This window comes from Paenibacillus cisolokensis, assembly GCF_050481165.1.
Classification (GTDB): domain Bacteria; phylum Bacillota; class Bacilli; order Paenibacillales; family Paenibacillaceae; genus Paenibacillus_AH; species Paenibacillus_AH cisolokensis.
In genome coordinates, this window is record NZ_JBCNFP010000157.1 from 1 (window position 1) to 25,626 (window position 25,626).

Annotated in this window: 26 protein-coding genes; 1 reads left to right on the forward strand and 25 read right to left on the reverse strand. The window is 53.0% G+C overall.

Features of this window, described 5'->3' with window-relative positions; all coding sequences use genetic code 11:
• From ABEV74_RS21405 to ABEV74_RS21465, 13 genes are all read right to left on the reverse strand, one after another.
• Nucleotides 1-582 (reverse strand): DUF6414 family protein (locus tag ABEV74_RS21405; protein WP_430149452.1); only part of this gene is annotated, 582 nt, incomplete at its 3' end.
• A gap of 49 nt (nt 583-631) precedes the next feature.
• Nucleotides 632-1,132 carry an antirestriction protein ArdA gene (locus ABEV74_RS21410; protein ID WP_061785320.1) on the reverse strand — a complete coding sequence of 167 codons (501 nt, stop codon included), beginning with the start codon at nt 1,130-1,132 and terminating at the stop codon, nt 632-634.
• Nucleotides 1,133-1,298: 166 nt separating this feature from the next.
• A complete protein-coding gene (locus tag ABEV74_RS21415; RefSeq protein WP_061785319.1) occupies nt 1,299-1,520 on the reverse strand; it encodes a hypothetical protein in 222 nt (73 codons plus the stop codon).
• Between the two features lie 97 nt (nt 1,521-1,617).
• Nucleotides 1,618-2,802 carry a MobT family relaxase gene (gene mobT, locus ABEV74_RS21420; protein ID WP_061785318.1) on the reverse strand — a complete coding sequence of 395 codons (1,185 nt, stop codon included), beginning with the start codon at nt 2,800-2,802 and terminating at the stop codon, nt 1,618-1,620.
• 227 nt (nt 2,803-3,029) lie between these two features.
• A complete protein-coding gene (locus tag ABEV74_RS21425) occupies nt 3,030-4,370 on the reverse strand; it encodes an FtsK/SpoIIIE domain-containing protein (protein WP_341165689.1) in 1,341 nt (446 codons plus the stop codon).
• Complete coding sequence (locus ABEV74_RS21430) at nt 4,370-4,750, reverse strand: YdcP family protein (RefSeq protein WP_061785316.1); 381 nt, start codon at nt 4,748-4,750, stop codon at nt 4,370-4,372. The genes ABEV74_RS21425 and ABEV74_RS21430 overlap by 1 nt, the downstream gene beginning before the upstream one ends.
• A 13-nt stretch (nt 4,751-4,763) precedes the next feature.
• Nucleotides 4,764-5,078, reverse strand: coding sequence for a YdcP family protein (locus tag ABEV74_RS21435; protein WP_033826676.1), 315 nt, complete (start codon nt 5,076-5,078; stop codon nt 4,764-4,766).
• Between the two features lie 101 nt (nt 5,079-5,179).
• Nucleotides 5,180-5,365 (reverse strand): hypothetical protein, encoded by a 186-nt coding sequence (locus ABEV74_RS21440; RefSeq protein ID WP_230199682.1) that lies wholly within the window; start codon nt 5,363-5,365, stop codon nt 5,180-5,182.
• Between the two features lie 72 nt (nt 5,366-5,437).
• The gene (locus tag ABEV74_RS21445) at nt 5,438-5,983 is read right to left on the reverse strand and encodes an MT-A70 family methyltransferase (protein ID WP_061785315.1); all 546 of its coding nucleotides are present in this window, start codon (nt 5,981-5,983) and stop codon (nt 5,438-5,440) included.
• A 231-nt stretch (nt 5,984-6,214) separates the two neighbouring features.
• Nucleotides 6,215-7,909, reverse strand: a complete 1,695-nt coding sequence (gene rlmD / locus ABEV74_RS21450; protein WP_430149457.1) for a 23S rRNA (uracil(1939)-C(5))-methyltransferase RlmD — start codon at nt 7,907-7,909, stop codon at nt 6,215-6,217.
• A 27-nt stretch (nt 7,910-7,936) separates the two neighbouring features.
• Entirely contained in the window at nt 7,937-8,863 is a 927-nt protein-coding gene (locus tag ABEV74_RS21455) for a diacylglycerol kinase (protein WP_062495951.1), read from the reverse strand.
• Entirely contained in the window at nt 8,832-9,812 is a 981-nt protein-coding gene (locus ABEV74_RS21460) for a sirohydrochlorin chelatase (protein WP_430149460.1), read from the reverse strand. The genes ABEV74_RS21455 and ABEV74_RS21460 overlap by 32 nt, the downstream gene beginning before the upstream one ends.
• A gap of 4 nt (nt 9,813-9,816) precedes the next feature.
• The gene (locus ABEV74_RS21465) at nt 9,817-10,107 is read right to left on the reverse strand and encodes a YerC/YecD family TrpR-related protein (protein WP_062495954.1); all 291 of its coding nucleotides are present in this window, start codon (nt 10,105-10,107) and stop codon (nt 9,817-9,819) included.
• 228 nt (nt 10,108-10,335) lie between these two features.
• Here ABEV74_RS21465 and ABEV74_RS21470 point away from each other — a divergent pair, with 228 nt between their 5' ends.
• Nucleotides 10,336-10,884, forward strand: a complete 549-nt coding sequence (locus ABEV74_RS21470) for a hypothetical protein (RefSeq protein WP_430149463.1) — start codon at nt 10,336-10,338, stop codon at nt 10,882-10,884.
• 203 nt (nt 10,885-11,087) lie between these two features.
• On the opposite strand, the gene ABEV74_RS21475 is transcribed toward ABEV74_RS21470, so the two are convergent.
• The 12 genes from ABEV74_RS21475 to purM all read right to left on the reverse strand — a co-directional run bounded on the left by ABEV74_RS21475 (nt 11,088) and on the right by purM (nt 25,595).
• On the reverse strand, nt 11,088-12,083 hold the full coding sequence (locus ABEV74_RS21475; RefSeq protein WP_430149466.1) for an inorganic phosphate transporter: 996 nt from the start codon (nt 12,081-12,083) through the stop codon (nt 11,088-11,090).
• Between the two features lie 19 nt (nt 12,084-12,102).
• Nucleotides 12,103-12,714 (reverse strand): DUF47 domain-containing protein, encoded by a 612-nt coding sequence (locus ABEV74_RS21480; RefSeq protein ID WP_062495959.1) that lies wholly within the window; start codon nt 12,712-12,714, stop codon nt 12,103-12,105.
• A gap of 192 nt (nt 12,715-12,906) precedes the next feature.
• Nucleotides 12,907-14,070 carry a DUF3048 domain-containing protein gene (locus ABEV74_RS21485; protein WP_430149469.1) on the reverse strand — a complete coding sequence of 388 codons (1,164 nt, stop codon included), beginning with the start codon at nt 14,068-14,070 and terminating at the stop codon, nt 12,907-12,909.
• Between the two features lie 295 nt (nt 14,071-14,365).
• Complete coding sequence (locus ABEV74_RS21490; protein WP_430149472.1) at nt 14,366-15,187, reverse strand: alpha/beta hydrolase; 822 nt, start codon at nt 15,185-15,187, stop codon at nt 14,366-14,368.
• 523 nt (nt 15,188-15,710) lie between these two features.
• Entirely contained in the window at nt 15,711-17,123 is a 1,413-nt protein-coding gene (locus ABEV74_RS21495; RefSeq protein ID WP_430149475.1) for a sensor histidine kinase, read from the reverse strand.
• A complete protein-coding gene (locus tag ABEV74_RS21500; RefSeq protein WP_430149477.1) occupies nt 17,120-17,995 on the reverse strand; it encodes a response regulator transcription factor in 876 nt (291 codons plus the stop codon). The genes ABEV74_RS21495 and ABEV74_RS21500 overlap by 4 nt, the downstream gene beginning before the upstream one ends.
• 15 nt (nt 17,996-18,010) lie before the next feature.
• Nucleotides 18,011-19,543 (reverse strand): FG-GAP repeat domain-containing protein, encoded by a 1,533-nt coding sequence (locus ABEV74_RS21505; protein ID WP_430149480.1) that lies wholly within the window; start codon nt 19,541-19,543, stop codon nt 18,011-18,013.
• Nucleotides 19,544-19,622: 79 nt separating this feature from the next.
• Entirely contained in the window at nt 19,623-20,561 is a 939-nt protein-coding gene (locus tag ABEV74_RS21510) for a polysaccharide deacetylase family protein (protein WP_430149483.1), read from the reverse strand.
• Between the two features lie 291 nt (nt 20,562-20,852).
• The gene (gene purD / locus ABEV74_RS21515) at nt 20,853-22,121 is read right to left on the reverse strand and encodes a phosphoribosylamine--glycine ligase (protein ID WP_430149486.1); all 1,269 of its coding nucleotides are present in this window, start codon (nt 22,119-22,121) and stop codon (nt 20,853-20,855) included.
• A 219-nt stretch (nt 22,122-22,340) separates the two neighbouring features.
• The gene (gene purH, locus ABEV74_RS21520; RefSeq protein ID WP_430149489.1) at nt 22,341-23,888 is read right to left on the reverse strand and encodes a bifunctional phosphoribosylaminoimidazolecarboxamide formyltransferase/IMP cyclohydrolase; all 1,548 of its coding nucleotides are present in this window, start codon (nt 23,886-23,888) and stop codon (nt 22,341-22,343) included.
• 52 nt (nt 23,889-23,940) lie between these two features.
• A complete protein-coding gene (purN, locus tag ABEV74_RS21525) occupies nt 23,941-24,552 on the reverse strand; it encodes a phosphoribosylglycinamide formyltransferase (protein WP_062495976.1) in 612 nt (203 codons plus the stop codon).
• Nucleotides 24,552-25,595 carry a phosphoribosylformylglycinamidine cyclo-ligase gene (gene purM / locus ABEV74_RS21530; protein WP_430149492.1) on the reverse strand — a complete coding sequence of 348 codons (1,044 nt, stop codon included), beginning with the start codon at nt 25,593-25,595 and terminating at the stop codon, nt 24,552-24,554. Before purM ends, purN begins: the two co-directional genes overlap by 1 nt.
• Between the last annotated feature and the right edge of the window lie 31 nt (nt 25,596-25,626).

The following is a 25,626-nucleotide window of genomic DNA, read 5'->3' on the forward strand; positions in this document are numbered from 1 at the left end:
GTACTTTCGAAATTCAGGATTATAATTATTTCGTAATCCTGCAATATTAAACCTTACGATTTTTTTCTTGCCATTTTTACATATACAAAGAAGATCGTAATATCCTGAAAGTGAATCTAGGGTATCCTCAATTCCTTTAATATTGATACCGCTGAAGTTTTCTTTATCTTCAGCGCTTAAAGTATTTAATTTATTAATATCATCAATCATATGCAGTATAGGGACTAAATTCCTAAAATATGCAGAAGAATCCTTAGGTATAATAAGTTGATGATTCTCTAATTTAGTAATTTTTTGATTAGTTTTGATTATATCCATAAAGCTACTAATTAAAGTACTAGTAATTTGAGTTTCAATAATATTGTTTTTCTGATGGGAAGCATTTCCAGATAGTTTTAATCTAGCAAAATTAAATATACCCTTATTTACAGATGCTCCTGCTTCCACTTGAGCTGCTGTCTCATTTAGTTTTTTGATTACTACAGATTCCATACCTTCTTTTTCTAACTCCAATAAATCTACAGCTGCTTGCTCATCAAAATATACAATTTTCCCGAACTTCTCTTTCGATTTCTTCGACATAGTGTATTCTCCTAGCTATATTTAATAGATTAATTATAGCAAGGACTTGTTATTTTATATACTCAAATACGCCATGTGGAGTGACGAGGAACTCTCCATTAATCTCTAAATCTCGACCTAGTGCGCGATAATCAATATAATTTTGCAAATTAGCGGGTACTTCACCAAGCATTCCTGTTTCTTCTACATAATAACGAGCCACATCTTCCATATCCTCACAATCGGCATAACAAATAATATCGTCTTGATGTTCCATTAGTTCTTCCAAACTATCAAACCAGTAGCTTTGAATTTCAGAAAGTTCATGATAAATCGGAGAGCCTTCTAATTCTTGTACCATGGCACATAAACGATTGATTTCAGAGATTGGTGTATATTCATCAATCTCAAACGGCAACTCGTAATCGTGCACGGCATATTCTTCATATTCCCCATTTAAACCGATTTTTTCTTTCATATCTTCTATATCAATAGGTGGCGTAAACCAAGCGCCAACCAATTCTCCCTCATTGTATTTTCCGAGGTTGGCAATGTAAACTTGCATTTCCATATTATGCACTTCCTTTTCTTAAAAATAGACATAAAAAAAGCATCAACATTTTATCTGTTGATACACTAAATTGAATTGTTTATCCCTACCGCACTACCGTTTGGTCCACCATTTTTTTGTAAAACATAAGAACACCACTTATCTTTTACAAAAAAAACGGTACAATTTAAGACCCTATGATTCGATTGAATAGGCTTAACAATACATCTTTCACTCCACTTGCATTAAAAACTAATCCCACCGCAATTAACGCAACAATCAAAAAGCCAATCAATTTGGAGAACTCACGCTTAAATCCTAAATAAATTCCAATCACAACAATTGCCATCAATACTAAAGACTGTGCATTACTTAAAAACCAGTTGTATAAATTTTGACCAAAATTCATTTTTCTTTCTCCTTCCATCTTCTAATACTTAGAAACACTCCACCAATAACGGTAAACAAAATCAATTTCAATAGTTTCATGGAATCTCTCTAATCTATCATTTAATTACTTCTTCTGTCGCAAGCGCCTGTTGTATCAACAATTGTTGATGACGCTTGGTTAACTTTGCCCGATCTAACATATCTTTTATCACAGTCGTTTGATTGATTTCATCAAGTTTAGTCGCTAATTTCCAAATAGGGGCAACTTGTCGAGCTAACCATCTGAGCGTTTTATCGAACGTATAAGGTTCAGGTTTTGTGGTTAATGAGATTTTTCTGTTTACACCTAAATCTAAAAATCGTTGCCATTCTTTATTGATTTTCCAACTACTACGACGTTTTTTCTCGTCCTTATCGACAAAACGAATATACCGATTAATAATCGAAAAGGCAGTTCGTCCAGCATCTTCATACACCATTAAATCTACAACCGCATGATAGGCACGATCATTCTTTAAACGAATTTCAAAACGGTTCTTGGTGTCTGTATCTTCCAGTGATGTGCCGTGCTTTACATATTGTTCGTAATCCTTCTCATAGGCGCAGAAGTATACATCACTTTTTAACGAACCGATATATAACGTATTGCCCATATCAGGCTTTTCTTCGCTTTGTACCAATTCACCAGAACGATAGCTTTTAAAACTACGAAACACAGAGATACATTCTTCATTTCGGCATTTTTGAGTTAGAAACGGAATATCCAATATACCTGTCTTATCGTTTATCGCAAGGTCAATTCGTTTAAATACGCCACCAACGCGAAACACATCCATAAAAAAATCAAACCACGTTCGCTGTTGGGCTAGTAGAAAATTTTCAAATTGCCTACATCCTTTTCCTTTGAGTTCGAGTAAACAACCTTTGTCCTCATCAGGCGAAACCATCACCACAATATCGCCAAAGACATATTGTTCAAGGTAAGAATAAAACGCATAATCTTCATGTAACATGTATTCCATTTTCAATTTCAAAATCTCTTCAATGACAGGCTTTGGATTGGTTGTTAAAAAGCGAATTCTCACATAATCAAACAAGATTTCTAAAGGAGCGTCTGGATTAAACTGTTCTAAAACATTGAACAAAGTATTTTGTAATGTCTGAGTAGGAGTCACTTTTCCTGTTTCAATTTCACTAATATATTGTCTTGAAATACCTACATGAACAGCCAATTTATTTTGTGATACACCGTATTCCATTCGTTTTTCTCTTAATTGTTGATACCAAGTTTCTTGATTCATGCGCATCCCTCCAAACTAAAAAAAGATGTCAACTAAAGTCTAAAAGCTGACATCTTCTTCATATGCTTCAAACCGTTGTGCCATCAAGCTTTGTTCGGCTTTTGGAACAGTTTCCTATTGTTTTTCTACCCCCCTGTTAGAAACGGGGGGTAAAGCGTGGCTATCGCCACGCAGGCTTCGCCCAGCACAGCGGTTTTCGCTTCGCACACCGCAGCGCTGGGCAGCCTTTATGACGCTAATTTACCAATTTCTTTTAGAAAATCATGTCCTTTTGGGACAAGCGGTGTATAAAATTCAGAAATAACGTTATCCCCTTTATCGACATAGCCACGACCTTTAATCTGTTTTAAGAAAAACTGTTTTTGCACGTCGCTGCTAAACATCATTCCATATCCGAGCTCACTCATACGACCTAAAGCAACCCGAAAATTAAACTGATCTCGAATCCCATCTCCAAGATATTTTGCATCTGGCCGTTGACAGGCAAGAATAAGGAAAAATCCAGCTTGTCGTCCTAACATAACAATTTGTTTTAGCTTGGTTAACACCGCTGTATTTTCCTTAGAAGCAAGCATTTCCATAAATGCCACGTACTCGTCAAAAATTAAAAAGTGAGGAGATAAGCCTAAATAAGCATAGTTTTCTCCTGTCTTATAGTTAGGCATCTGTTTCATTTCTTCACTACGAGCCATCATAGATTCATAAAACTCATCGATACAGGTTATCATATCTTCCTTTTTGTAGTACACATCAGGCATAACGGTAGCTAAGTCGGCTAAATCGGCATTTTTCGGATCTAAAATATACAATTTTGCATCTGTTTTGAGTAGCGCTTCAATCAATGTAAGAATAAAATAGCTTTTTCCTCCGCCTGTTCCACCAGCAATTAACATATGGGGAAGCTTATCATACTCCCAATCCATTGACTTCATGAGCTTTAAGCGTCCATTTTGTGCAACAACTTCATCAATCGAAATACGGTTCGCAATCATATCATAAAAAAGAACATACTCCACATAGGAATCATGTAACTCTTTTGATACCAATTCACAATACAGGCCACTTTCTAATTTCTTTTCTAAATTTAAAAGTGGTTCTTGATATTTTCCGAGTGTAATTTCTACTTGAATATAAAGCAACCCTTTTTCAAACCGATAATACATCTTTGGAAAATGACTGATTTTTTCCTTTGTTTTATTGGATGGAATGTCCTTAAAGAAGCTCTCTTGTGTAACTTGTTTCGTTTCGTACCAGCCATTTTCCAGAATCATTTTTGCAAGCTTTTGACGGTGAATAACTTGTTTTATTTTGTCATATCGATAGCGATAATAGAGATACGCGCATCCAGCGGTTACAGCTAGGCTTATTAACAAGGTCACCAATCCATACGTGCTGATAAAGTGTGCTTGAAACACATCCAATTTCCACGTGGTAGAGAGTAAAAATGACAGATGAAAAGGGATAAAGGAAACGAGCCATACGCTAGACAATCCAAAGAATACAAATTGAAAAACGAGAGAAGCATCTTTTTCCTTAATGCGTTTCCCTCGTCTTCGGAAATTCCTCATTATTTATCCTTAGTTGGCGCAGGTTTTGAATCATTACCGCCTTCCGTTACTGCTTTTCCCTTTAAAACCAAATCATCCGCCTTAATGTACCAATCGACATCCGCACCACGGAATGTTGCATTTGCAACAGTATCTGCGACAGGATTAATAAGCTCTACTTCCGCATTATAATCAAATTCTTTCAATGGAACAGAAACAGGAATACTCACTTGAATCATGCGCCCTTGTTCACGAGACTTTAAATCATAGGTGCGTTCCTTTACTTCTGATGATACTGTACCATCTTCGTTTTGAAGAAACACTTCGCGTCGTAATGCAGAAAATTTTAATAAGCCAAATGTCTTTTCTTTATCGATTACAATTCCTTGTGCTAATCTCATTTCTTTTTCCTCCTTATGCTTTTACCATGTCATCTGCATGTAAGATATAATTTGTGAAACCACGATCCCCAATTTTATAACCTTCTGCGGTAATACGTGGGTTTATCAACTTGACATTTTCCTCGGCTTCAAAGAATTTTTCCCCAGCCTCTTGTGGGAGAATCACCTCAATATCATCTGCACGTTGAATATCGGAATATAGGTTATATCTGCGAGACAGTGTAGTCATACGTCCATTGATCCGTCGCTGTTCGACTTTCCCTTCTCCTGCGTATTCTAAATTTCCAAAAGTCTTTTCCATGTTTGGAATAACATGTTTCAATTCCATTATCTATTACCTCTTTTCTTATTTTTATTTTCACTTATGCATCAATGTGGGAATCAAAGTAAGAAGGGAGGAGAACGAGAAATGTTTATTGTAATCACTCCTTACGCTTCTTGAAAACGATAATCTACACGTCCATAAATCACACACCAAAAAACAACCATCGTCTCTCCTTGTTTGTCACGTATCAATTTCCCGTAAGGAAAAAACGGAAAGTCTTCAATCTCAATCTCATTTAAAACAAAATGATCGTCTATCCATTCCATCACCTTTTCTTCATTTCCTTCCAAAGAAACCACTCCCCTCATTGTTTTGCCAATAAAAGAGCGTGACGGATGCTAATTACCACACGCTAAAATTTGTCATAAGCTACCCTTTTCTAAAGAAAGACTACTTTCCACTTCATTTCCCCACACATCCCAATTTGGAGAAATTTGTCTGGCGAACAATTCAATGCGTGGTAAATCTCCCATCAGTTCTACAATTTGTTCTCTAGCGATGTCTGGTTTCTTACTGTGTCCTTCGACTGGGCTAACAATTAACTGATGAACCCTCTTCGATACTCTTTTGGGACGACCTTTTACAGCTAATAAGCAAATTTCAGCATTCGAGCGTGTCCAGTGACCCAAGCCAAAGAAAAAGCCATTCCCTGATTTATTTTGTTTCACCCAAACAAAAGCAACTGTTTTGAACGTAAACCCCCATGCAGCGATAACTTTTAACGCCTCTTGTAACATAGGGAAGGTTGCCCACAAAAATAAAACACTATCTTTGTGAGAGATAGTATTAATAGGTAGATTACAAATGTCTTTCAAGCTCATTGTGCGATAATGATTTTCTGCCACTCCACTTCCTTTATTTTGTCGATATTGCCACGGTGGATCAGCATAAATAATGTTGTATTTCATATGTCACCTCTATTCTTAATTTTTAGGCATAAAAAAAAGACGCTCATTTTAATTGAACGTCTATAGACAATAGAATCTATTTAATTTAAAATTATTATTTTCTTGTGTTCCCACACCCCAGATTAATTACCACCGAAACAGTAATGTGATTTTTGAGTATCTTATTTCTAGTTTTTTCACCATCTGATACAAAAACGAAATGCTTGTGAAAGTGCTTAAAACTAAGGATTTCTATAAAGTTTGGCGTTGTAGCAACGATACACACTCCACATGCACTGTATGCGGAAACATATCCACCGGCTGCACCTCGACGGTTCGGTAGCCGCCGTCTTCGAGCACGCGCAAGTCGCGGGCCAGCGTCGACGGGTTGCACGACACGTACACGACGCGCTTCGGCTGCATGGCGAGGATCGTCTGCAGCAGCGCCTCGTCGCAGCCTTTGCGCGGCGGGTCGACGACGATAACGTCGGGCTCGACGCCCTGCTCGCGCCAGCGCGGCATGACTTCCTCGGACAGGCCGACCGCGAACTCCACGTTGCGGATACCGTTGAGCTCGGCGTTGCGCCGCGCGTCCTCGATCGCCTCCGGCACGACTTCTACGCCGTACACGCGGCCGGCCTGGCGCGCAAGGAACAGCGATATCGTGCCGATGCCGCAGTATGCGTCGATGACCGTTTCCGTCCCCGTCAGCCCCGCATACTCGACCGCTTTGCGGTACAATACCACCGTCTGCTCCGGGTTGACCTGGTAGAACGACCGCGCCGAGATGGCGAACCGGATGCCGTCCAGCTCGTCATAGATGACGTCGCTCCCCCACAGCACCCGCGTCACATCGCCGAAGATCACGTTCGTGTTCCGCTTGTTCACGTTCTGCACAATGCTTTTCACCGCCGGCACCGCCTCGCGGATGCCTGCCACCCATTCGTCCACGCGCGGGATGCGGTCGCCGTTCGTCACGAGCACGACCATCACTTCGCCGGTCGCATATCCGGTCCGGACCATAACATGCCTTAGCAGACCTCGTCCGGTATTCTCGTCATAGGCGCTTACGCCGAGCCGGCGCCCGATCGCCTTGACCTGACGAACGACTTCGTCGTTGCGTTCATGCTGGATCAGACATTCGTCCATGTCAATAATCCGGTGGCTCCCCTGCGCATAGAAGCCGCCGATCAAGCTTCCGGCCGCACCATTCTCCAGATCGGCCATCGCCATGCCGATCGGTACCTGCGCCTTGTTGCGGTAGCGCCAAGGCTCGTTCATGCCGATCGTCGGATGGACGACGATGCCTGCTGCGGCAGCCGCCGCACCCGAAGGGGACATGCCCGGCGCCGAAGTCTCCGGTGACGCAGCTCCCGCCAATGACGCAGCTCCCGCCGATGACGCAACTCCCGCTGGTGACACTGCTTCTGTCGGTGTCGCCCCCGCCTCCGCTCCTGCCAAGGCAACCCCGTTGCCGCCCGTAATCGCCTTTTCGCCCGTTTCCAAACCTTTCGATCTTTCTGACCCTATCGCCCCTTCAAAAGAACTATCCGTCACGCCGTCCGCACCGCTGCCTGCCGCGCCCGAGCCGCTGCCCGCCACCCGCAGCTTCCCGATCCGCTCCAAGCTGTCAATGACATGCTGTCTTTTCCAGCGCAGCTGCGCGTCATAAGCCATATGCTGCAACTGGCAGCCGCCGCATTGCCGGAAGATCGGGCACGGCGCGTCGACCCGGTCCGGGCTTGCAGCGAGCAACTCCAGCCGCTTGGCGTAGCCGTACGTTTTCTTCACCTTCAGCACCTTCGCCCGCACGCGCTCTCCGGGAAGCGCGTCCCGCACAAAAAGGGTGAAGCCCTTCGCGCGCCCCACCCCTTCGCCGTCATGCGTCAACCCTTCGATGTCGACGACGACTTCTTCGTTTTTGCTTACCGGAACCGGCTGCTTCATCTTGTACCATCCATCTCTTTCATCAATTTAAATCCGTACGCGCTGGTAGGTCGATTCGCCCAGCTCATCCACGAAAATGTCCAGATGCCGCGGCAGTACCTCGAACGTGAACGGCAGCGTGCCGCCGTATTCGCCGTCCAGGTTAATCTGCACATAGTCCGGCGACGTAATGCGGATTTGATCCGACCGGAAATGGACGACATGCGGATCGTTCAGATGCTCGCCGCGCAGCGCCATCGTCGTCAGCCGGATAAACTCCGCGAGATTGCACTTGCGCACGAGAATGACCTCGAACATCCCGTCGTCCAGATCCGCATCCGGCGCCAGCTTCTCGAACCCGCCGACCGAATTGCTGTTGCAGATCAGAAACATCAGAAATTCGCCTTCGATCTCCTCATGCCCGCGCGCTTCGATCCGCAGCTCGGTCGGACGGAGGCGGGTCATCTTCTCCAATCCTTTCATATAATACGCGAGCTGCCCGATCATCGTCTTCAGCTTCGCCGGCACCTCGTACGTCAATTCCGTCAGCGAACCGCCGCCGGCGATATTGATAAAATAACGCTGATTCGCCTTGCCGACATCGATCTTCCGGGTATATTGCTGAAGAATGAGATCGCAGGCATATTCCCAATGCCGCGGAATGCCGAGCGCTCGCGCAAAGTCGTTTGTCGTCCCGAGCGGCAAAATGCCGAGCGGCGGACGGCTCGGTTTCTCCGCCAAGCCGTTGATCACTTCGTACAGCGTACCGTCGCCGCCGGCCGCAATAATCAGATCGAAGCCGCGCTCCGTCGCGTCGGAGGCGGCCAGCACAGCGTCTCCTTCTCCCATCGTGGCGTAGCAGCTCGTCTCGATGCCCCCAAGCTCCAGCCGCTGCAATATATCCGGAAGCTTCCGCTTGATCTCTTCCCGACCGGACGTCGGGTTATAGATCAGTCTGGCCCGTTTGTTCGTCAACCGCGCTCACCTCCAACGTTTCAAGCCATGCCGCGGCGCGGCGCTCCATCCAGCGGACAATGTACGGATGGGGCAGCAACGGCTTGCCGTTATATTTATAGAAATACCCATTCAGTCTGGAAGGAATAACCTTCTGCGTAAAATAACCCGCGCTCAAAAAAAGCGGCACGACGAGTACCGACTCCACCACGGGGTCCCGCTGCAGTTCCTCCATCCGGGAGGCCGCCTGATCGGGCAACAGCATCGCCGTCTCCGCACGCGCAAATCCGCCAAGTGTCCGGACGCGATCGGCGAGCAGCCGCATGCCGCGCTGCCACCGCTCGTGGAACGCCGGCTCCCCGCTGCCGTGAGCGATCAGCAGCACCGCTTCCCGCTCCGGATCGGCGGACAGCTCGCGAATATTCGCGTACAGCAGCTCCGCGATGTCCGGATCGTCGTCGATCGGATCGCCGCAAGTGACCCGCATCGAGCCGATGCGGAACCGCTCCAGCTCGCCCGCGCGCTCGCCGACCGGCGGCATGCCGAACGCCTGCCCGATGTCGTCGACATGGGTGCTGCCGGAGGAGACGAACAGCGGCAGCACGAACAGCTCGGTCACACCGAGCGCCGCCAGCCGGTCGATGCCGTCCTGGATGAGACGGCCTTCGACCAGCTCCAGGAACGAACATACGACCGGCACTCCTTGAAGCCGGTCGCTTGCGGCCGCGGCAGCGACCGCCTCCTCGACGAGGCGCACCCAGCCGGTTTCCCGCGAGCCGTGGCTGATGACAAGCACGCCGGGCTTGCCCGAACGGCCGGGTTTGCCGCCGGATGGCAGGCAATCAAGACTCATCCCGCCGCCGTCTGCATCCGCGCTGCCCAACTCCGGGCGCACCGCGCCGTCCGATACGGCGCCTGCGGCCCCGATCCGGGCGCTGCCCGGGCCGCTGCCTTCCGTCTTGCGGGTCATCGCGTCATCGTCCCAGGCGCTCGAGCGCCATCTTGTATCCGTCATTGCCGTAATTCAGGCAGCGCTTCACCCGCGAGATCGTCGCCGTGCTCGCCCCCGTCTCGGCCTCGATCTGATTATAGGTCGCGCCTTTGCCGAGCATCCGTGCCACCTCGAGCCGCTGCGACAGCGACTGGATTTCGTTCACCGTACACAAATCATCGAAAAAAATATAACATTCCTCAACCGTCTTCAATGTCAGAATCGCTTCGAATAATTGATCTATCGCCTTGTCGTTCAGCTTCTTCAGCTGCATACCGCTTCACCCCTACGAGAACTGATATTCTCATTGTATCGGGTTTACTTGCGTTATTCAAGCGTTACCGTATTCACGCTTTACAGAGTGGAAGAACCTGAACGCTGCGATATGCCAGCCATTCTGAGCCATTCTATATAAATTACAGCAAGATCGGGGCATTCGTCCAATCCTTATGTTTGCCTATCCCATACACTAATCATATCAAAACCAAAGGTTGTGATCCGCATGAAGTATCGAAACGTTCCTTTCGGTAGCGGCTTCCAGCAATCGGGATCCCAATCATATCCGGGAGTTGCCAATCCATACACATACGGGGGAACCGGCACGCCCGGACAGTTCGGCACGCCCGGACAGTTCGGACCGCCAAACATCGTGCCGGTCACGCCGCATTCGGCCGAAACGCTGCCGGTCGTCGTACCGTCTTCCGCCGCCAAGCTGGCGGAGAAATCCGGTTCGAGTAAAACCGGTCTGTTTTCGCTTGACAAATTGTCCGATTTGAAAGGCATGCTCGACCGGATCGGCGGCATCGACGGCGTACTGAACACCGTTACCAAGGTGCAAAAGATGGTCAACAGCGTACAGCAAATGGCGCCGATCGTCAAATTGCTGTGGAGTTCATTCGGCAAAGGCGGAAGCACCGCCACGGCGACAGCCGCCAGCAGCGGCGAGTGGAGGCCTCCCCGCCGCAAACGCAGGCGCAGACGGAAGACCACTTCCGCAGCGGGCTCCGGCAACAAGCGCAGACCCCCGCGTCCGCGCAGGCGCAGACGCTAATGCTATCGACGCCCCGATGTGCGGCCGCCATCCGTCCGAAAAACCTAAAAATTCCCCGATTTCGCAACCGCCTGCCCGTCTCCGGCGTCGCACTCCCGGCGCAGGAGACGGATTTCAGGACGGAATTCCCCCCAGCAAAAAAGCCCTTCAACGTTCCGCGCGCCATCGGCCGGAATCGTTAAAAGGCTGTCCTGAAGCAACTATCACAAAAACAACGCTTCGATAAGACCGAATACGAGCGCCGCAAACACCATCGTAATCGGGATCGTAATAAACCAGGCCATAACAATCCGGCCCGCGACGCCCCATTTGACGCTGGAAAACCGCTTCGCGCTGCCGACGCCCAGTATCGCCGAGGTGATGACATGCGTCGTGCTGACCGGGAAGTGCAGCACCGTCGCCGACAGGATGACGCTTGCCGAAGTAATATCTGCGGCGAACCCGTTGATCGGCTCGATTTTGAAAATTTTCGTACCCATCGTCTTGATAATTTTCCAGCCGCCGACCGAAGTGCCGAGCGCCATTGCCGTCGCCGCGGATATTTTCACCCATAGCGGAACGTCCAGCGTGTCCTGTATCCCCGCCGCAACCAGAGCGAACGTAATAATGCCCATCGCCTTCTGCGCGTCGTTCGTACCGTGCGAGAAGGCCTGGAATGAGGCGGTAATGATCTGGCAGAAGCGAAAGCCTTTGTTCACCGAATGCGGACTTGAGTTGGCAAAAATCCGCTTCAGCAGCCACATGATAATGAAACCGGCAGCGAACGCGATCAACGGCGACAGAATGAGCGCCTTGATAATATCGATAAAGCCCGAAGCGTTGATGCCGCCAAAACCGGCCGCCCCGATCACCGCGCCGGCGAGCGAGCCGATCAGCGCATGCGAAGACGACGACGGAATGCCGAACCACCAGGTGATCAGGTTCCAGGCAATCGCGGCGATCAGCGTCGCAATGACAATATAAACGCCATGTTCGAGCTTCGCCGGATCGGCCACGCCCCCGCCGATCATCTTCGCCACGCCCGTAAACGACAGCGCGCCGACGAAGTTCATGACCGACGCCAGCAAAATCGCCGTACGGGGCTTCATCGCGCGCGTCGAAACCGAAGTGGCGATCGCATTCGCCGTATCGTGAAATCCGTTGATGAAATCGAATGAAAGCGCCAGAAAGACAACCAGCCACAATACGTAAAGTTCCATGCTACCCCCGGCTCCTCAATTAACTATTCCGCATAATAATCGATTCCAGGGTATTGGCAACATCTTCGCAGCAATCCGTTGTCGCTTCCAGACGTTCGTAAATTTCTTTGCGCTTGATCACTTCAAGCGGGTCCGTCACATTGGCGAACAGCGTTTTAATGCATACCCGCAGCAGATCGTCCGCCTGATTCTCCAGCTCGTTAAGCGCGATGCAAGGCTCGCGCATCGCCAGCAGCTTCTTCTGCGTCAGCAAACCGATTGCTTTCTTGATCTGATGCGAAGAGCGCACCAGATTATCCGCGAACAATCTGATGTATTCGTCCGGTTCCTGAATATGGTACATTTCGAAACGCGAAGCGCTCGCCTCAATACCGTCCATCACGTCGTCCAGCGACGTAATCAGTGCCAATATATCCTCCCGCTCGATCGGCGTAATGAAGGTCTTGTTCAGCTCGGTGTATATCGTGTGCGTATAAGCGTCACATTTGCTTTCCAATTCCTTCATGTCTTTGGAAAAGGTGGCGGCATCCGAAAGCTTGTCCAAATTATTGGCAAAATACTCGGCCGCTTCAACCAGGGTGCCTGCCATGTTTTCGAGAGTTTGGAAAAAAACATTTGTCTTCTTGAACATCGTTTATCCCCTTTTGTCCGCTATGGAGTATAGGCACGAACAGCAAACGAACCTTTCTAATCTTAGCACACATTTATTAAGGTATTGTAAATTTTTTTTGACAATTTTTCTTTTTTCAAGCCTGTCCGACAACAAAAACGTGCGGGATCGAAAATGACCCGCACGTTTCATTGTATCCTTCCCGAGCGATTATTACCCCAAAGTGACATGTTCGGCGAAAGACGGACTGTTCGGCACAATATGGTAAAACGTTTTGCCCGGCGCAAACGGCAGCTCGGCTCCGTCCTTCATAATACGAATGACTCCGTCCAATCGCTCCCATCGCGCCCGAACTGCTTCGCCGCCGCGAATGAGCAGCGCTTCGCCGCCTTTATCCAGATTGATCTTCAGCCGTCCGACATTGTCGTAGACCTGATGGTCGGCTCCGAGAACGACAAGGTTCGCTGCCTCCAGCGCTTCGCCGGTATTCAGGTCGATATGCGGCTTGCCGTTAATGCTGCGCTTGTAGACGCCTTCCTGGGCGTCATACGCATACGACACCACATAATCCTTCAGCAGAAAGCGGATGTCGACGCTTGTCGCCGGAGCAGTCTCCGTCGAACCGGCGGTATCTGTCGAGCCTGCGTTATCTGCCGAACCGGCCGTCCCCGCTCCGCCTTCCGTCACCGATGAGGATTCCGCATCCGCCGCCGCTTTTTGCGATAGTTCCTCGAAATAGAACATCGGCGGGCGCTTGTCCGCTTTGTAGCCTTTTTTGTCCGCGCCTTCGCGCAGCTTCTCCAGATTGGAATACAGGTTGTGCGGTGCCTTGCGCGAGCTGTCGCGCCAGAAATAGCTTCCGGCGTTCGTAATTTCGTCCAGATACGCCTTGCCCGCCTGTTTGTTTTGCAATATCGCGTACGCATCGGTGCTGCCGCCGGCATGCGCGAGCACGGCGCGGTACGATTCGCCGATTTCGATCAAATAGGGACGAATGCTGCGAATCGGACCGATCGGCTCGTCGAAGCTTTCGCTCTGGAATATCGCGACTAGCCGTGTTATCCCGCCTTCCGCCAAAATCTCCCAGATCATATCCGCATGCGACAGTCCCGACTGCGGCCGCGCCGCGCTGAAGTTGTTGATCATAACGGCGATAGGCCGCTCTTTCGCCTCTTCCTCAATCCCAAGCCCGGTAAGCGGTGCAGTGAAAGCCGGGGCCGCCGGCTTCTCTTCCTGGGGTTCCGACTGCGCCGGCATCTCTTCGGCCGGCTCCGGCGGTGCGGTTTCCGGCTCGACCGGGCGCTGGCAACCAGCCGCCGCGAGCATGGCCGCGAGCAGCGCCAAGGCGGATATGCGGCGCACCTTGCTTTTGTTCATATGAAAATCCCGTCCAATCTTTCCGTATTTAATCTACCCTATCAGTTTATCGTGTTTGTCCGCCTGCGAGAAGAGCAAAATGCCAAAAAATGCTGGAAACCGTTTCGGACAAGCATGTTTCGGAAAAGCGGCACGTAATGGTGATGGAGTCCGTCAAGCACCGGCATATTGCGGGAGCGGCAGGCTTAATGGCTGCAAGGGAGTTAAACAAAAACAGAGAGAAGAAGAATAGATACGGAGATTTCTTGATCCGGGGATCGGCGTTGGCCGCTGGATGCGGCGGGCAACCGCCGCATCAAATGCTCCAATGATGCCATTCCTCCTGCTGTTTGTCCAGTTTGGCGAGCCAGTCGCCCGTGACGCGGATCGCTTCCTCCTGATGTTTGCGGGACGAGAAGGTATGGTTTGCCTGAAACAAAATTTCCTTGTCGCACAATCCTTCGCCGCGCGTCCAGAAAATTTTCTGATACAAAAAACCGTAATCGACCGGAATCATTTCATCGCCTGTTCCGTGTACGATGAGCACATCTCCGCCGAAACGCGGCGCCGTTTGAAACGGCTGATGATCCATCAAGGAATGGAAAAATGCCGATTTCAGCGTATAGCCCATATAATCGACCGCACCTTTTTTCACCGATTCGTCATAGGCTTCCCGGCCGACGATGCGAACGATGTCATTGAACGGATAACCGACAGCCGACCAGAGGACAAGCCGCTTAACCCGACGGTCCCGAACGGCCGTCTGCAGCGCGACCGCTCCTCCGAGACTATGCCCGAGCAGCGTAACGCGAAGCGGGTCGACACAGTCCATCGACAATACGTAGTCGAGTGCCGTACGGGTCTGCCCGATCATGGAATCCATGCCAAGAGCGCCGTAGTCGCCTTCGCTTTCCCCGCATCCGCCATAGTCGAAACGCAGCACGAACATGCCTTCTTCGGCAAGCGCACGCGCCGTTTTGACGAACAGCCGATCCACGCCGATCCGGTTGCCGATGAACCCGTGGCAGATGACGACAGCCGGATGCTTGCCGTCGTCCGTCATCGGCGCGACCGGATAATGCAGCGTCGCCGCCAGTTTTAATCCATCCTCGTGATGTAGCGCGATTTGCTTTTCCACACGGTAGCCCTCCTTAAATCTTGGCGCTTGAAGCGTTATACACAGATAAGCTTTCAGTATTCACAATAATGGCCCATTACTCCACAGATTTTGCACAGAAATATTCACAATCGGTTGTTCATACGGTCCATGAGATGAAAACAGGGGAAAAATAGCCAAACAAGTGCTCACAACTTTTTATCGGTTATCCACTTGACTTTTTTATGTTGTACACATGTTATCCACAACCTGTGTGTATCTTTTGCTTGCGCCCCAATTCTCAATAAACTCATAATTCTTACCTGTTTACTATGAATTACGCCTATAATAGCATCATTATCCTTCGCTCGTCAATAGATGAAAGTTGAACATCTTGTGCCATCGTGATGTATCCGAAACGAAATGCGGACATACTATCCTTAAAAAGAGGTGATCGCATGCCCGCCTGGATCGTATGGTTAACTGAGCATTGGTTTGCCGCCCTGCTTCTGATCGGTGTCATTGCCGCCATCCTGTACGTTATCATGAATTTCAACCAATTGTTTTATAAAAAATGATTCGTCTCGCCCTCCGGCTTCGCAAGCGGAATTTGCACCGTCACGACGGTGCCCGATCCCGGTTCGCTGTCCAGCTTCAAGGTGCCGTTATGCAGTTCGACGATCTCTTTGCAAATCGCCAGACCAAGACCGCTGCCCGCCTTGCTTCCCGACGCTTTGTAAAACTTGTCCGTCACATGGGGCAGGTCTTCCGGTTCGATGCCGATCCCGGTATCCGCAATCGTCAGCACCGCATGCTGTTCGTCACAGGAGGTCGTGACCCGTATGATGCCGCTGCTGGGCGTAAATTTGAAAGCATTGTCCAAAAGATTGATGAGCACCTGCTTCAGCCGGTTGACGTCGCCGTTTACGATGAGCGGCATTTTGCACAGGGACGAAACGAGCCGTACGCCCGTCTCCTCCTGGCGCACCCCCATCTGCCGGACCGACTCCCGCACCGTATCGTTGAGGTTCATTTCCTCCGGCGTCAGCACCATATTGTTCGCGAACAGCTTGGAGAAATCGAGCAAATCCTCCACAAGCCCCGACAATCGTTCCGTTTCCCTCTGAATAATGGCGAAGCCGAGCTTCATTTCTTCTTCATCCGTCGCACCGTCGGACAACGTCTCGCTCCATCCCTTGATGGAAGTTAACGGCGTGCGAAGCTCATGCGAGATCGAGGAAATAAAATCGTTCTTCAGTTTTTCGCGTTTTGTCAGCTCGACTGCGAGCGTATTGAGCGTATCGGCAAGCTGGCCGATTTCGTCATGCCGTTTGCGCGTTACGCGGCGCGTCCAGTCTCCGTCGGCCATCAGCCTGGCGGAACGGGTCAGTTCCCGAATCGGCATCGAGATGCGCTGCGCCATAAAGAGGCTCAAACCGAGGAAGAGCAGCACGACAACGGCGCCTGTAAGCAGCGTAAGCCTGAACAGTTGCATCACCATGGCGTCAACCTGCTGCAGCGAAGCGGAATATCGGAGCAGCGCTACGATCCGGTCTCCCTGCTTCACCGGAACCGTCGCCGCGATGATCCGTTCTCCGTCTTGCGGATCGACGCCGCGCCAGACACCCGTTTTGCCCCGCATCGCTTCATCCACGTCCGAGGTCGTCAGGCGCTGCCCCCCGCCGAATCCGCTGCCGTCCATTCGCAGCTTCCCCTCGATGTCCAGCAGCTGAATTTGCGGATGCACTTTGGCCATATGCTGCAGCACGTAATCGGCTTTGTTCCGCATCGTATAGCTTGCCGCCAGCGAGCGGCCGTGCGCCTGCAAATCGGACTCCGCTTTGTCCCGCATGGCGCTGGCGGCGCTGCCGTAGTAATACTGATAAATAAGCGTCATAAACAGCCCGCCGAGGACGAATACGACCAATATGACGAGCAGAAGGTAACTCCATACGATTCTTGTTCTCAGACTTCTCATGACGAATCGCTCCGATTGAAACGATACCCGAATCCCCAGATCGTTTCAATGTAGACCGGCTCGGAAGGAACATCCTCCAGCTTTTGGCGGATACGGCGAATATTGACGTCAACAATTTTCAGATCGCCGACGAAATATCGCCCCCATACCTTCGACAAAATTTCGTCCCGCCCGACGCTTTCGCCTCCCCGCTCCATGAGCAGCTTCACAAGCGCCCACTCTGTCGGGGTCAGCACAATTTCCACGCCATTCTTCCACAACCGGCGTTCCTGAACCGACAGCCGAAACGGTCCCCAAATAATGCTACCGCAATCCGGCTGCTGCATCGGAACGGCGGAAGCCGCAGCTTCGTAGCCATGCGAACCGGCACCTGCCGCAGACGCGAAGACGGCGACAGCGGGAAGCCCGTCCTTCCGTTCATGGCCGGTCGGTCCGCCGCCGACGTTCGCGGTGTCCGCCCCGGATCGGGCTTCTTCTTCAGACCGCCCGGAGGCGCCCTCCGGCGCCGGGTGCATTCGGCGGTAGAGCGATTTCATTCTCGCGATCAGTTCGCCCGGGCTGAACGGCTTTTGCACGTAATCGTCCGCACCCAGCTCCAGACCGCGGATTTTATCCTCCTCCTGCGATTTGGCGGTCAGCATAATAATCCCCATACGAGGATAGGCTTCCCGAAGCCGCCGGCACACCTCGAAACCGTCTATCGTCGGGAGCATCACATCGATGATCGCGATGTCGAACGGACCCGACGTTTTCGCCAAAGCCAGCGCGTCTTCCCCGTTCTCCGCTTCGACTACATTCATATCGTTCCGTTTCAGATTGATGCGGACAAATCCGCGAATCGCTTCCTCGTCTTCCAGCAGCAGCACGTTCACGTCGGCACTTCCTTTCTATTGCTCGGCAAGCTCGAGACGGAACATGGAGCGCAGCTGCTCCTTGTCCGGAATTAGCGCCCGGTAAGCTTCTTTCTCCTCGTCGGACCAATGCTCCGGCGGTTCTCCCGCGAACAGCGCGGCATACACGATGCCGCCCGCTTCCCGTAAAAACAGGTAATGGCGCGAGTTTTGCTGCCATTCCTCCTCGATATCGGCATAATTCTCGCCCGGTATCGCATACAGCGTCCACCATGTCGCCTGCGCGCCCGTCTCGGGATTATGGTAATCGAACGACGCCAGGCCGTACGGCTGCGTTTCGGCCGGGCGGCTGATCGTATAGCTGTTATGCCATCGGTTTGGAATGCGGATGGAAAAGCCGTAATTATAATCCGTATATTCTTCGGCCACCAATTGAAACGGCTGGTCTTCGTCCCCGGTCCACTGCAGCCATTCGCTTATAAAATACGTTTCCGCCATCGAGGCGTTCTGACCCGGCGCCGCCTTCAACCGCTGCAGTTCGATAATGCCGTCGCCGTTGCGGTCGCTGCTGCGAACGCCGTACGGATTGAAGGCGGTCTCCCATTCCCTCGGAGCGGGATATATCTGCACCAGCCGTCCGTCCTTCCACCCGATAAGCGACGTATACCAGGAATGCGCGCCAACCGAGCCTTCCGCGACGATGCCGTACCGATCGGGCGCCACCTTGCCGACCGCAAGCCTGTGATAACCGTTCACGCCGTTGAACAGCGGAAGCCGGGAGAATGGCTGCAGCTTGCCGCCGCGATATTTGTAAACGGTCAACAGCTGCTCCTGCGTATTGGCATTCGCCGTCACGACGGCCGTCTCCACGAAGCCGTCGCCGTCGGCGTCACCTACAGCCGCAGCCGCGTAATCCAGCCCGCTGACAGACTGAAGCACCGGAATTCCTTCATTGTCCCGGTTCAGTTGCCCCTCGTCAAGCCGGTAAACGGCCAGCAGCTTCGCTTCGCCCGTCGAACGGGACCAGCCGACCAAGATCTCCTTCCGGCCGTCGTCGTTCAGATCGGCGATGCGAAGCCATATCAGCCCGGTAACAAGCGGCTCGTTTATGACGGCCCAGGCTGTCCACCCCGAACCGTTATTCGATTGCTTCATAATAAGCAGCTCCGGCGTACTGAATTCGTTCAGGTACGTCACAATCGCTTCTTCCACGCCGTCCCCGTCCAGGTCGATGCGGCGGATCGCTTCCAGCCGATCGTCCGCATACGGCAGCGTCAGCTTGCTGTGCGCGGGAAGCGCTGCGGCTACCGCTTCCGCCAGCTGCTGCTTGTCCGGCGCCATCGCCGGCGCCTGCAGCAAATCAGCCGGCGCCGAAGTATAGTCGCATCCCGTCAGCAAGATCAGAACCGTCAGCAAGACAGCGCAGACGCCCTTCCGGACGAACACACTCCTTATGCGCGCGGAGCGGTAAAGCCCGGCGGAGCTGCGGATACGGCTGCTTGGATCGGGTAAACCGCCGGGCGGCGAAGCGGTCGAATTCGGGGTTGAAAATTCCGGTTGACTGCTCATATGCACCTCCAGACTGCTCGTAGCGGCGACGATTCCCAATAGAACGGACGGTAGCCTGCGTGTTGGCGGCTGCCGGCATTTATTCGACAAGGACGAATACGAATCCCCGTTTTTTCAAATCATGGATGACGAGCGGCAGCAGTTTGACCGTATTGGCGACATTTTTTCCGCCGAACGAATGCATCAGAATAATGCTCCCGTCTTTCGTATTCGCCTTGACATTATTGCGCATCCGGGTTACGGACCTGCCCGCCCAGTCCTCCGTGTCGACATTCCAGCCGACCAGCTTGCGGCCGTTTTCCTTGACGATCTGCTTGACCCGGTCATCCACCGCCCCGTACGGGGCGCGAACGAGTTCGGGTGTGAAGCCGACGGCGCCGCGAATCAGTTCGTCGTTTTTGGCAATTTCTTCCCTGATCTGCACTTTGCTCAGGTTGGTCAAATCTTTATGATCGAACGTATGATTTCCGATTCTGTGGCCTTCGTCCACAATGCGTTGAACAATTTCCGGATGTTTCTTCACCTGCGTGCCGACCAGGAAGAAGGTCGCTTTCACATTATATTTTTGCAATATATCCAAAATGGCGGGAGTATACTTCGCATCCGGTCCGTCATCGAACGTAAGCGCCACCGTCTTCTCGCCCTTTGCCGGCTTGACCGATTCCGGCGGCTTCTCATCGGGCTTCGCCAGCCTGCCGGAAGGAGGCGTTCCGTTCGTTGATGCGCGTCCATCCGTTCCGGGCCGGGCGGCCGCCGATCGATCGGCGTTCCATTGTAAGCCTGCAACCCGGGTGTCCGGCCCGAGCTCGTCTCCCGCCGTCCCCGCGCCGTTCTTCCCAACAGGTTCGTTTACGCTGTCGTTCCCTTTCCCGCCATCCATAGCTCCGATAGCGCGCGGACCCGGCGCCAGCAATCCGGCCGTTTTCCCGCTGCCGCATCCGCCAAGCATCAGCGTCGCCGCAAGCAACGTCGGAGCAAATATCCGCCATCGGGGGGCGCAATTCCATTCTTCCGTCATGTTTTCCTCTCTCCCCATAGCCTTCTCCTGGTTTCATCATACCGGAACAAGGATAGGAAGGAGTTACAATTCCGTTACACCTTTCGAGTAATTGCGATATATTTTGCGGACAAGTCCCCCATCGGGCCCAGCTAGCGCAGACAGCGAAACCGAAGATCTTCCGGCAAGGACAGTCGTTGGACAAACGTAGAAAAATGTCACTTCTATGATAAAGCAGAACGCTCTTTTCGATCAATGCGCAATTAAAAACCGCTATCCGAATCGTTCGGATAGCGGTTGATACGATACCTGTCAGCCGCGCAGCGCCTTTGCGGCGATGTCGGTGCGATAATGTTTGCCCTCGAAACGGATGGCGTCCGCCGCTTCGTAAGCGCGGCTTCGCGCTTCGGCGATGCCGCGGCCGCGGCCGACGACGCCGAGCACCCGGCCGCCGTTCGTCACGATTGCGCCGTCACGGCTCGCCGTACCGGCATGAAAGATGAGTGCGCCTTGCGCTTCCGCATCGGCCAGACCTTCGATCTCCCGGCCTTTCGGGTAGGAGCCGGGATAACCTTCGGAAGCGAGAATGACGCATACCGCTGCTTCGCCGCTCCAGCGAATGTCGAGCTCACCCAGCCGTCCGTTCAGCGATGCCAGAATAATGTCGACCAGATCGGTCTCCAGGCGGGGCAATACGACCTGCGCCTCCGGGTCGCCCATGCGGGCGTTGAACTCGATCGTCTTCGGCCCGTCCTTCGTAATCATCAGTCCGGCGAACAGCACGCCCCGGAACGGGCGCCCTTCGCTGACCAGCGCCTTCGCCGTCGGCTTGATAATCCGTTCGACCGCCTCGTCCACAATGGACTGCGGAATATGCGGCAGCGGCGAATAGGTGCCCATGCCGCCCGTGTTCGGTCCCTTGTCGCCGTCGAATACCGGCTTGTGATCCTGCGCCGCCGGCATCGGACGCACAATCTCGCCGTCGACGAACGACAGGATGGACATCTCCTGCCCTTCCAGAAACTCCTCGATCACGACGCGGTTGCCGGACTCGCCGAATACTTTGGCGACCATCATGTCGTGAAGCGCCTTCTCCGCTTCTTCCATCGTCGATGCGACGGTTACCCCTTTGCCGGCGGCCAGACCGTCGGCCTTGATCACGATCGGAGCGGATTGTCCGCGCAAGTAGGCCAGCGCCTGCTCATAATCGGTGAATGTCTCGTATTGGGCGGTCGGAATGCCGTATTTTTTCAGCAGATGCTTCATGAAGATTTTGCTGCCTTCGATTTCCGCCGCGTTGCGGCGCGGACCGTATATCGGGATGTTCTCCGCTTCGAACGCGTCGACGATGCCGTCCGCCAGCGGATCGTCGGGCCCTACGACAACCAGATCGATCGGAATTTCCTTTGCGAAGCGGATCAACTCGTCGAAGCGGTCGACGCCGATCGGCACGCATTCGGCCAGCGACGCAATGCCGGCATTGCCCGGCGCGCAATAGATTTCCTTCACCTTATCGCTCTTCTTGAGCGCCCAGACGATGGCGTGCTCACGCCCGCCCCCGCCGATAACCATAACTCGCACGAGTCCGTTTTCCTCCTCACGTACTTCCTTTATCCGTTCTTCCTTATCCGTTCTTCCTTATCTGTTCTTCCTTTTTCCGTCCCTTATTTCTCTCTTCCTTTATCCAAGCGGCCAATCGGCTCCTTCTATCTCCCTTGAACCAATCCGTCCCTTTTCTCAAGCAATCCGCTCTTTCCTTAATCAGGTTCTCTCTCTCTTTACTCGGACACGTTCTTCTTATCAATGCTTGAAGTGGCGAACCCCGCTAAAGACCATGGCGATGCCGTTCGCGTTCGCAGCGGCAATCGACTCCTCGTCGCGGATCGAGCCGCCCGGCTGGATGATTGCGGTAATTCCCGCTTTCGCCGCCAGCTCCACCGTATCGCCCATCGGGAAGAAAGCGTCGGACGCCAGCACCGCGCCGCGCGCCTTATCCCCCGCTTGCTCGACCGCGATGCGCGCCGCGCCGACACGATTCATCTGGCCGGCCCCGACGCCGATCGTCATGTTGTCCTTGGCAAGCACGATGGCGTTCGACTTCACATGCTTGACGATTTTCCAGCCGAACAGCAGCTGCTTCAGTTCCTCCTCGGTCGGCTGACGGTCGGTGACAACCTTCAGTTCCGACGCCTCGACGCTCAATACGTCGCTTTCCTGTACAAGCATGCCGCCGGCGACGGACGTCACGAGCCATTCCGGCTTGCGCTCCGCCGCGCGCGACCATTCGCCCAGCTTCAACAGCCGAATATTTTTCTTCCGAGTCAGAATGTCGAGCGCTTCCGGCGTAAAGTCGGGCGCCAGCACGATTTCCAGGAACAGCTCGCTCAGCATGCCGGCCGTCTCCGCATCGACCGTGCGGTTGGCGGCGACGATGCCGCCGAAGATCGAGGTCGGGTCCGACTCGTACGCTTTCCGGTACGCTTCCGCCACGGTCGTGCCGATCCCAACGCCGCACGGATTCATATGCTTGACCGCCGCGACGGCCGGTTCGTCGAATTCCTTCACGATCGCGAGCGCCGCGTTGGCGTCGTTAATATTATTGTAGGACAGTTCTTTGCCGTGCAGCTGCTCGGCTGTCGTCAAATCGCCCTTCCCGGCAAGCGGCTTGCGATAGAACGCCGCGCGCTGATGCGGATTTTCGCCGTAACGGAGATCCTGAATTTTCTCGTACGTTACCGTGAAACGCTCCGGCAGCTGCTCGCCCGCCTGCTGGGACAGATAGTCGCCGATCAGCGCGTCGTAGGCGGCCGTATGGCGGAACACCTTCGCGGCCAGCCGCTTGCGGGTTTCGAGCGTCGTGTCGCCGCCTTCCTTGATTTCCTGCAGCACCCCGGCGTAATCGGCGGCATCGACGACGACGGTTACGAACGCGTGATTTTTGGCCGCCGAACGAAGCATGGTCGGACCGCCGATATCGATATTTTCGACGGCTTCCTCGTACCCGACGTCAGGCTTCGCGATCGTTTGCTGGAACGGGTACAAGTTGACGATAACGAAATCAATATAGCCGAGTCCGAGCTCCTCCATCGTCCGCCGATGCTCCTCGTTGTCGCGGATCGCCAGCAAGCCGCTGTGTACGGCGGGGTGCAACGTTTTGACGCGGCCGTCCAAAATTTCCGGAAACCCGGTGACGTCCGAAATGCCGATAACCGGAATGCCTTCGCGCTCCAGCAGGCTCGCCGTTCCCCCGGTCGAAATGATTTCCACGCCCAAACCTGCCAATTCGCGGGCAAAATCTACTATCCCCGTCTTGTCCGACACGCTGATCAGCGCTCTGCGCTTTGCCAATGCAAGTACCTCCCTGAAAATTCGAATTTAAACATTGCCGTCCAGCCTGACATCACTGCCGAATGGAGGCATGCCTGCCGTTCAGCTCGACCCGACCTTCCGCGATGAATTGCACGACACGCGGCAGCAGTTCCCGTTCCGCCTTATGGATGCGTTCGGCCAGCGTCTCCTCCGTGTCGCCGTCGAGCACTTCGACCGCCCGCTGGGCGATGATCGGACCTGTATCCATGCCGCCGTCCACGAAATGGACCGTTACGCCGGTAATTTTGACGCCGTATTCGAGCGCCTGGCGAATGCCCCCGATACCGGGAAAAGCGGGCAACAGCGACGGATGGATGTTGATCATCCGCCCGTAATAGGGCTCGACCAGTACCGGCGTAATGATCCGCATATAGCCGGCAAGCACGACAAGCTCGACGTTCCGCCGCCGAAGCTCGGCCAAAATGTCCGCTTCATACGCTTCTCGGGAAGGATACGATTTCGGCGTAAACAGCCACGTTTCCACGCCTTCGCGCTGCGCGCGCTCCGTCACCGGAGCGCCCGGCTTATCGCAAACAAGAAGCTCGATCGAGGCATCAAGCTTCCCTTCCCGCACCGCGTCCGCGATCGCCTGGAAATTGGAGCCGTTCCCGGATGCGAAAACCGCGATGCGCAATGCCGCCATCAGACCTCCGCTCCCGCAAACGTCACGATCCGGCTGCCTGCCGTGACCGTGCCGATCCGATACGCTTCCTCGCCCAGTTCCTTGGCGGCGCGCAGCGCTTCATCCGCCTGTTGCGCGGGCACGACGATTACGAGGCCGATGCCCATGTTGAATGTCGTGAACATGTCGCGGTTGGAAATTCCGCCTTTCTCCTGGATCAGCCGGAATACGGGTTGGACCGGCCACGAGCCGACTTCCACGTTCACGTTGACGCCCTCGGGCAAAATGCGCGGAATATTTTCGATAAAGCCGCCGCCTGTAATATGCGCCATCCCTTTCACCTGCACGCGGCGGATAAGTTCAAGCGCCGGTTTGACGTAAATTTTCGTCGGTTCCAGCAGCGTATCGCCAAGGCGGGCGCCGCCGAGCTCCTCCAGTTCCTGGTCCAGCCGGTAGCCGGCCTTCTCCAGCAGGACGCGGCGCACGAGCGAGAAGCCGTTGCTGTGCACGCCGCTTGAGGCGAGGCCGATCACCGCATCTCCGGGCGCGATCGACGAGCCGTCGATGATTCGCTTCTTGTCGACGATGCCGACCGTAAACCCGGCAATATCGTACTCGTTCTCGTCGTACATGCCCGGCATTTCCGCCGTCTCCCCGCCGATCAGCGAGCACCCCGCCTGCACGCAACCGTCGGAGACGCCTTTGACGATCGCCTCGATTTTCTCCGGCACGACTTTGCCGCAGGCCAGATAATCCAGGAAGAAGAGCGGCTCCGCCCCCTGTACGACGACATCGTTGACGCACATCGCCACCGCGTCGATGCCGATCGTATCGTGACGGTCCAGCTCGAACGCCAGCTTCAGCTTCGTTCCGACCCCGTCCGTACCGGAGACGAGCACCGGCTCCTCGTATTTGTCCTTGTCCAGGCCGAACAGGGCGCCGAATCCGCCCAGCCCCGTCAGCACTTCCGGCCGGAACGTCCGGCTGACATGCTTCTTCATCCGCTCGACCGCTTCGTTGCCGGCCGCGATATCCACTCCGGCTTGTTTGTAAGCCTCAGACACAGTCCGTCACTCCCCCTCGATCTGTTTCCAT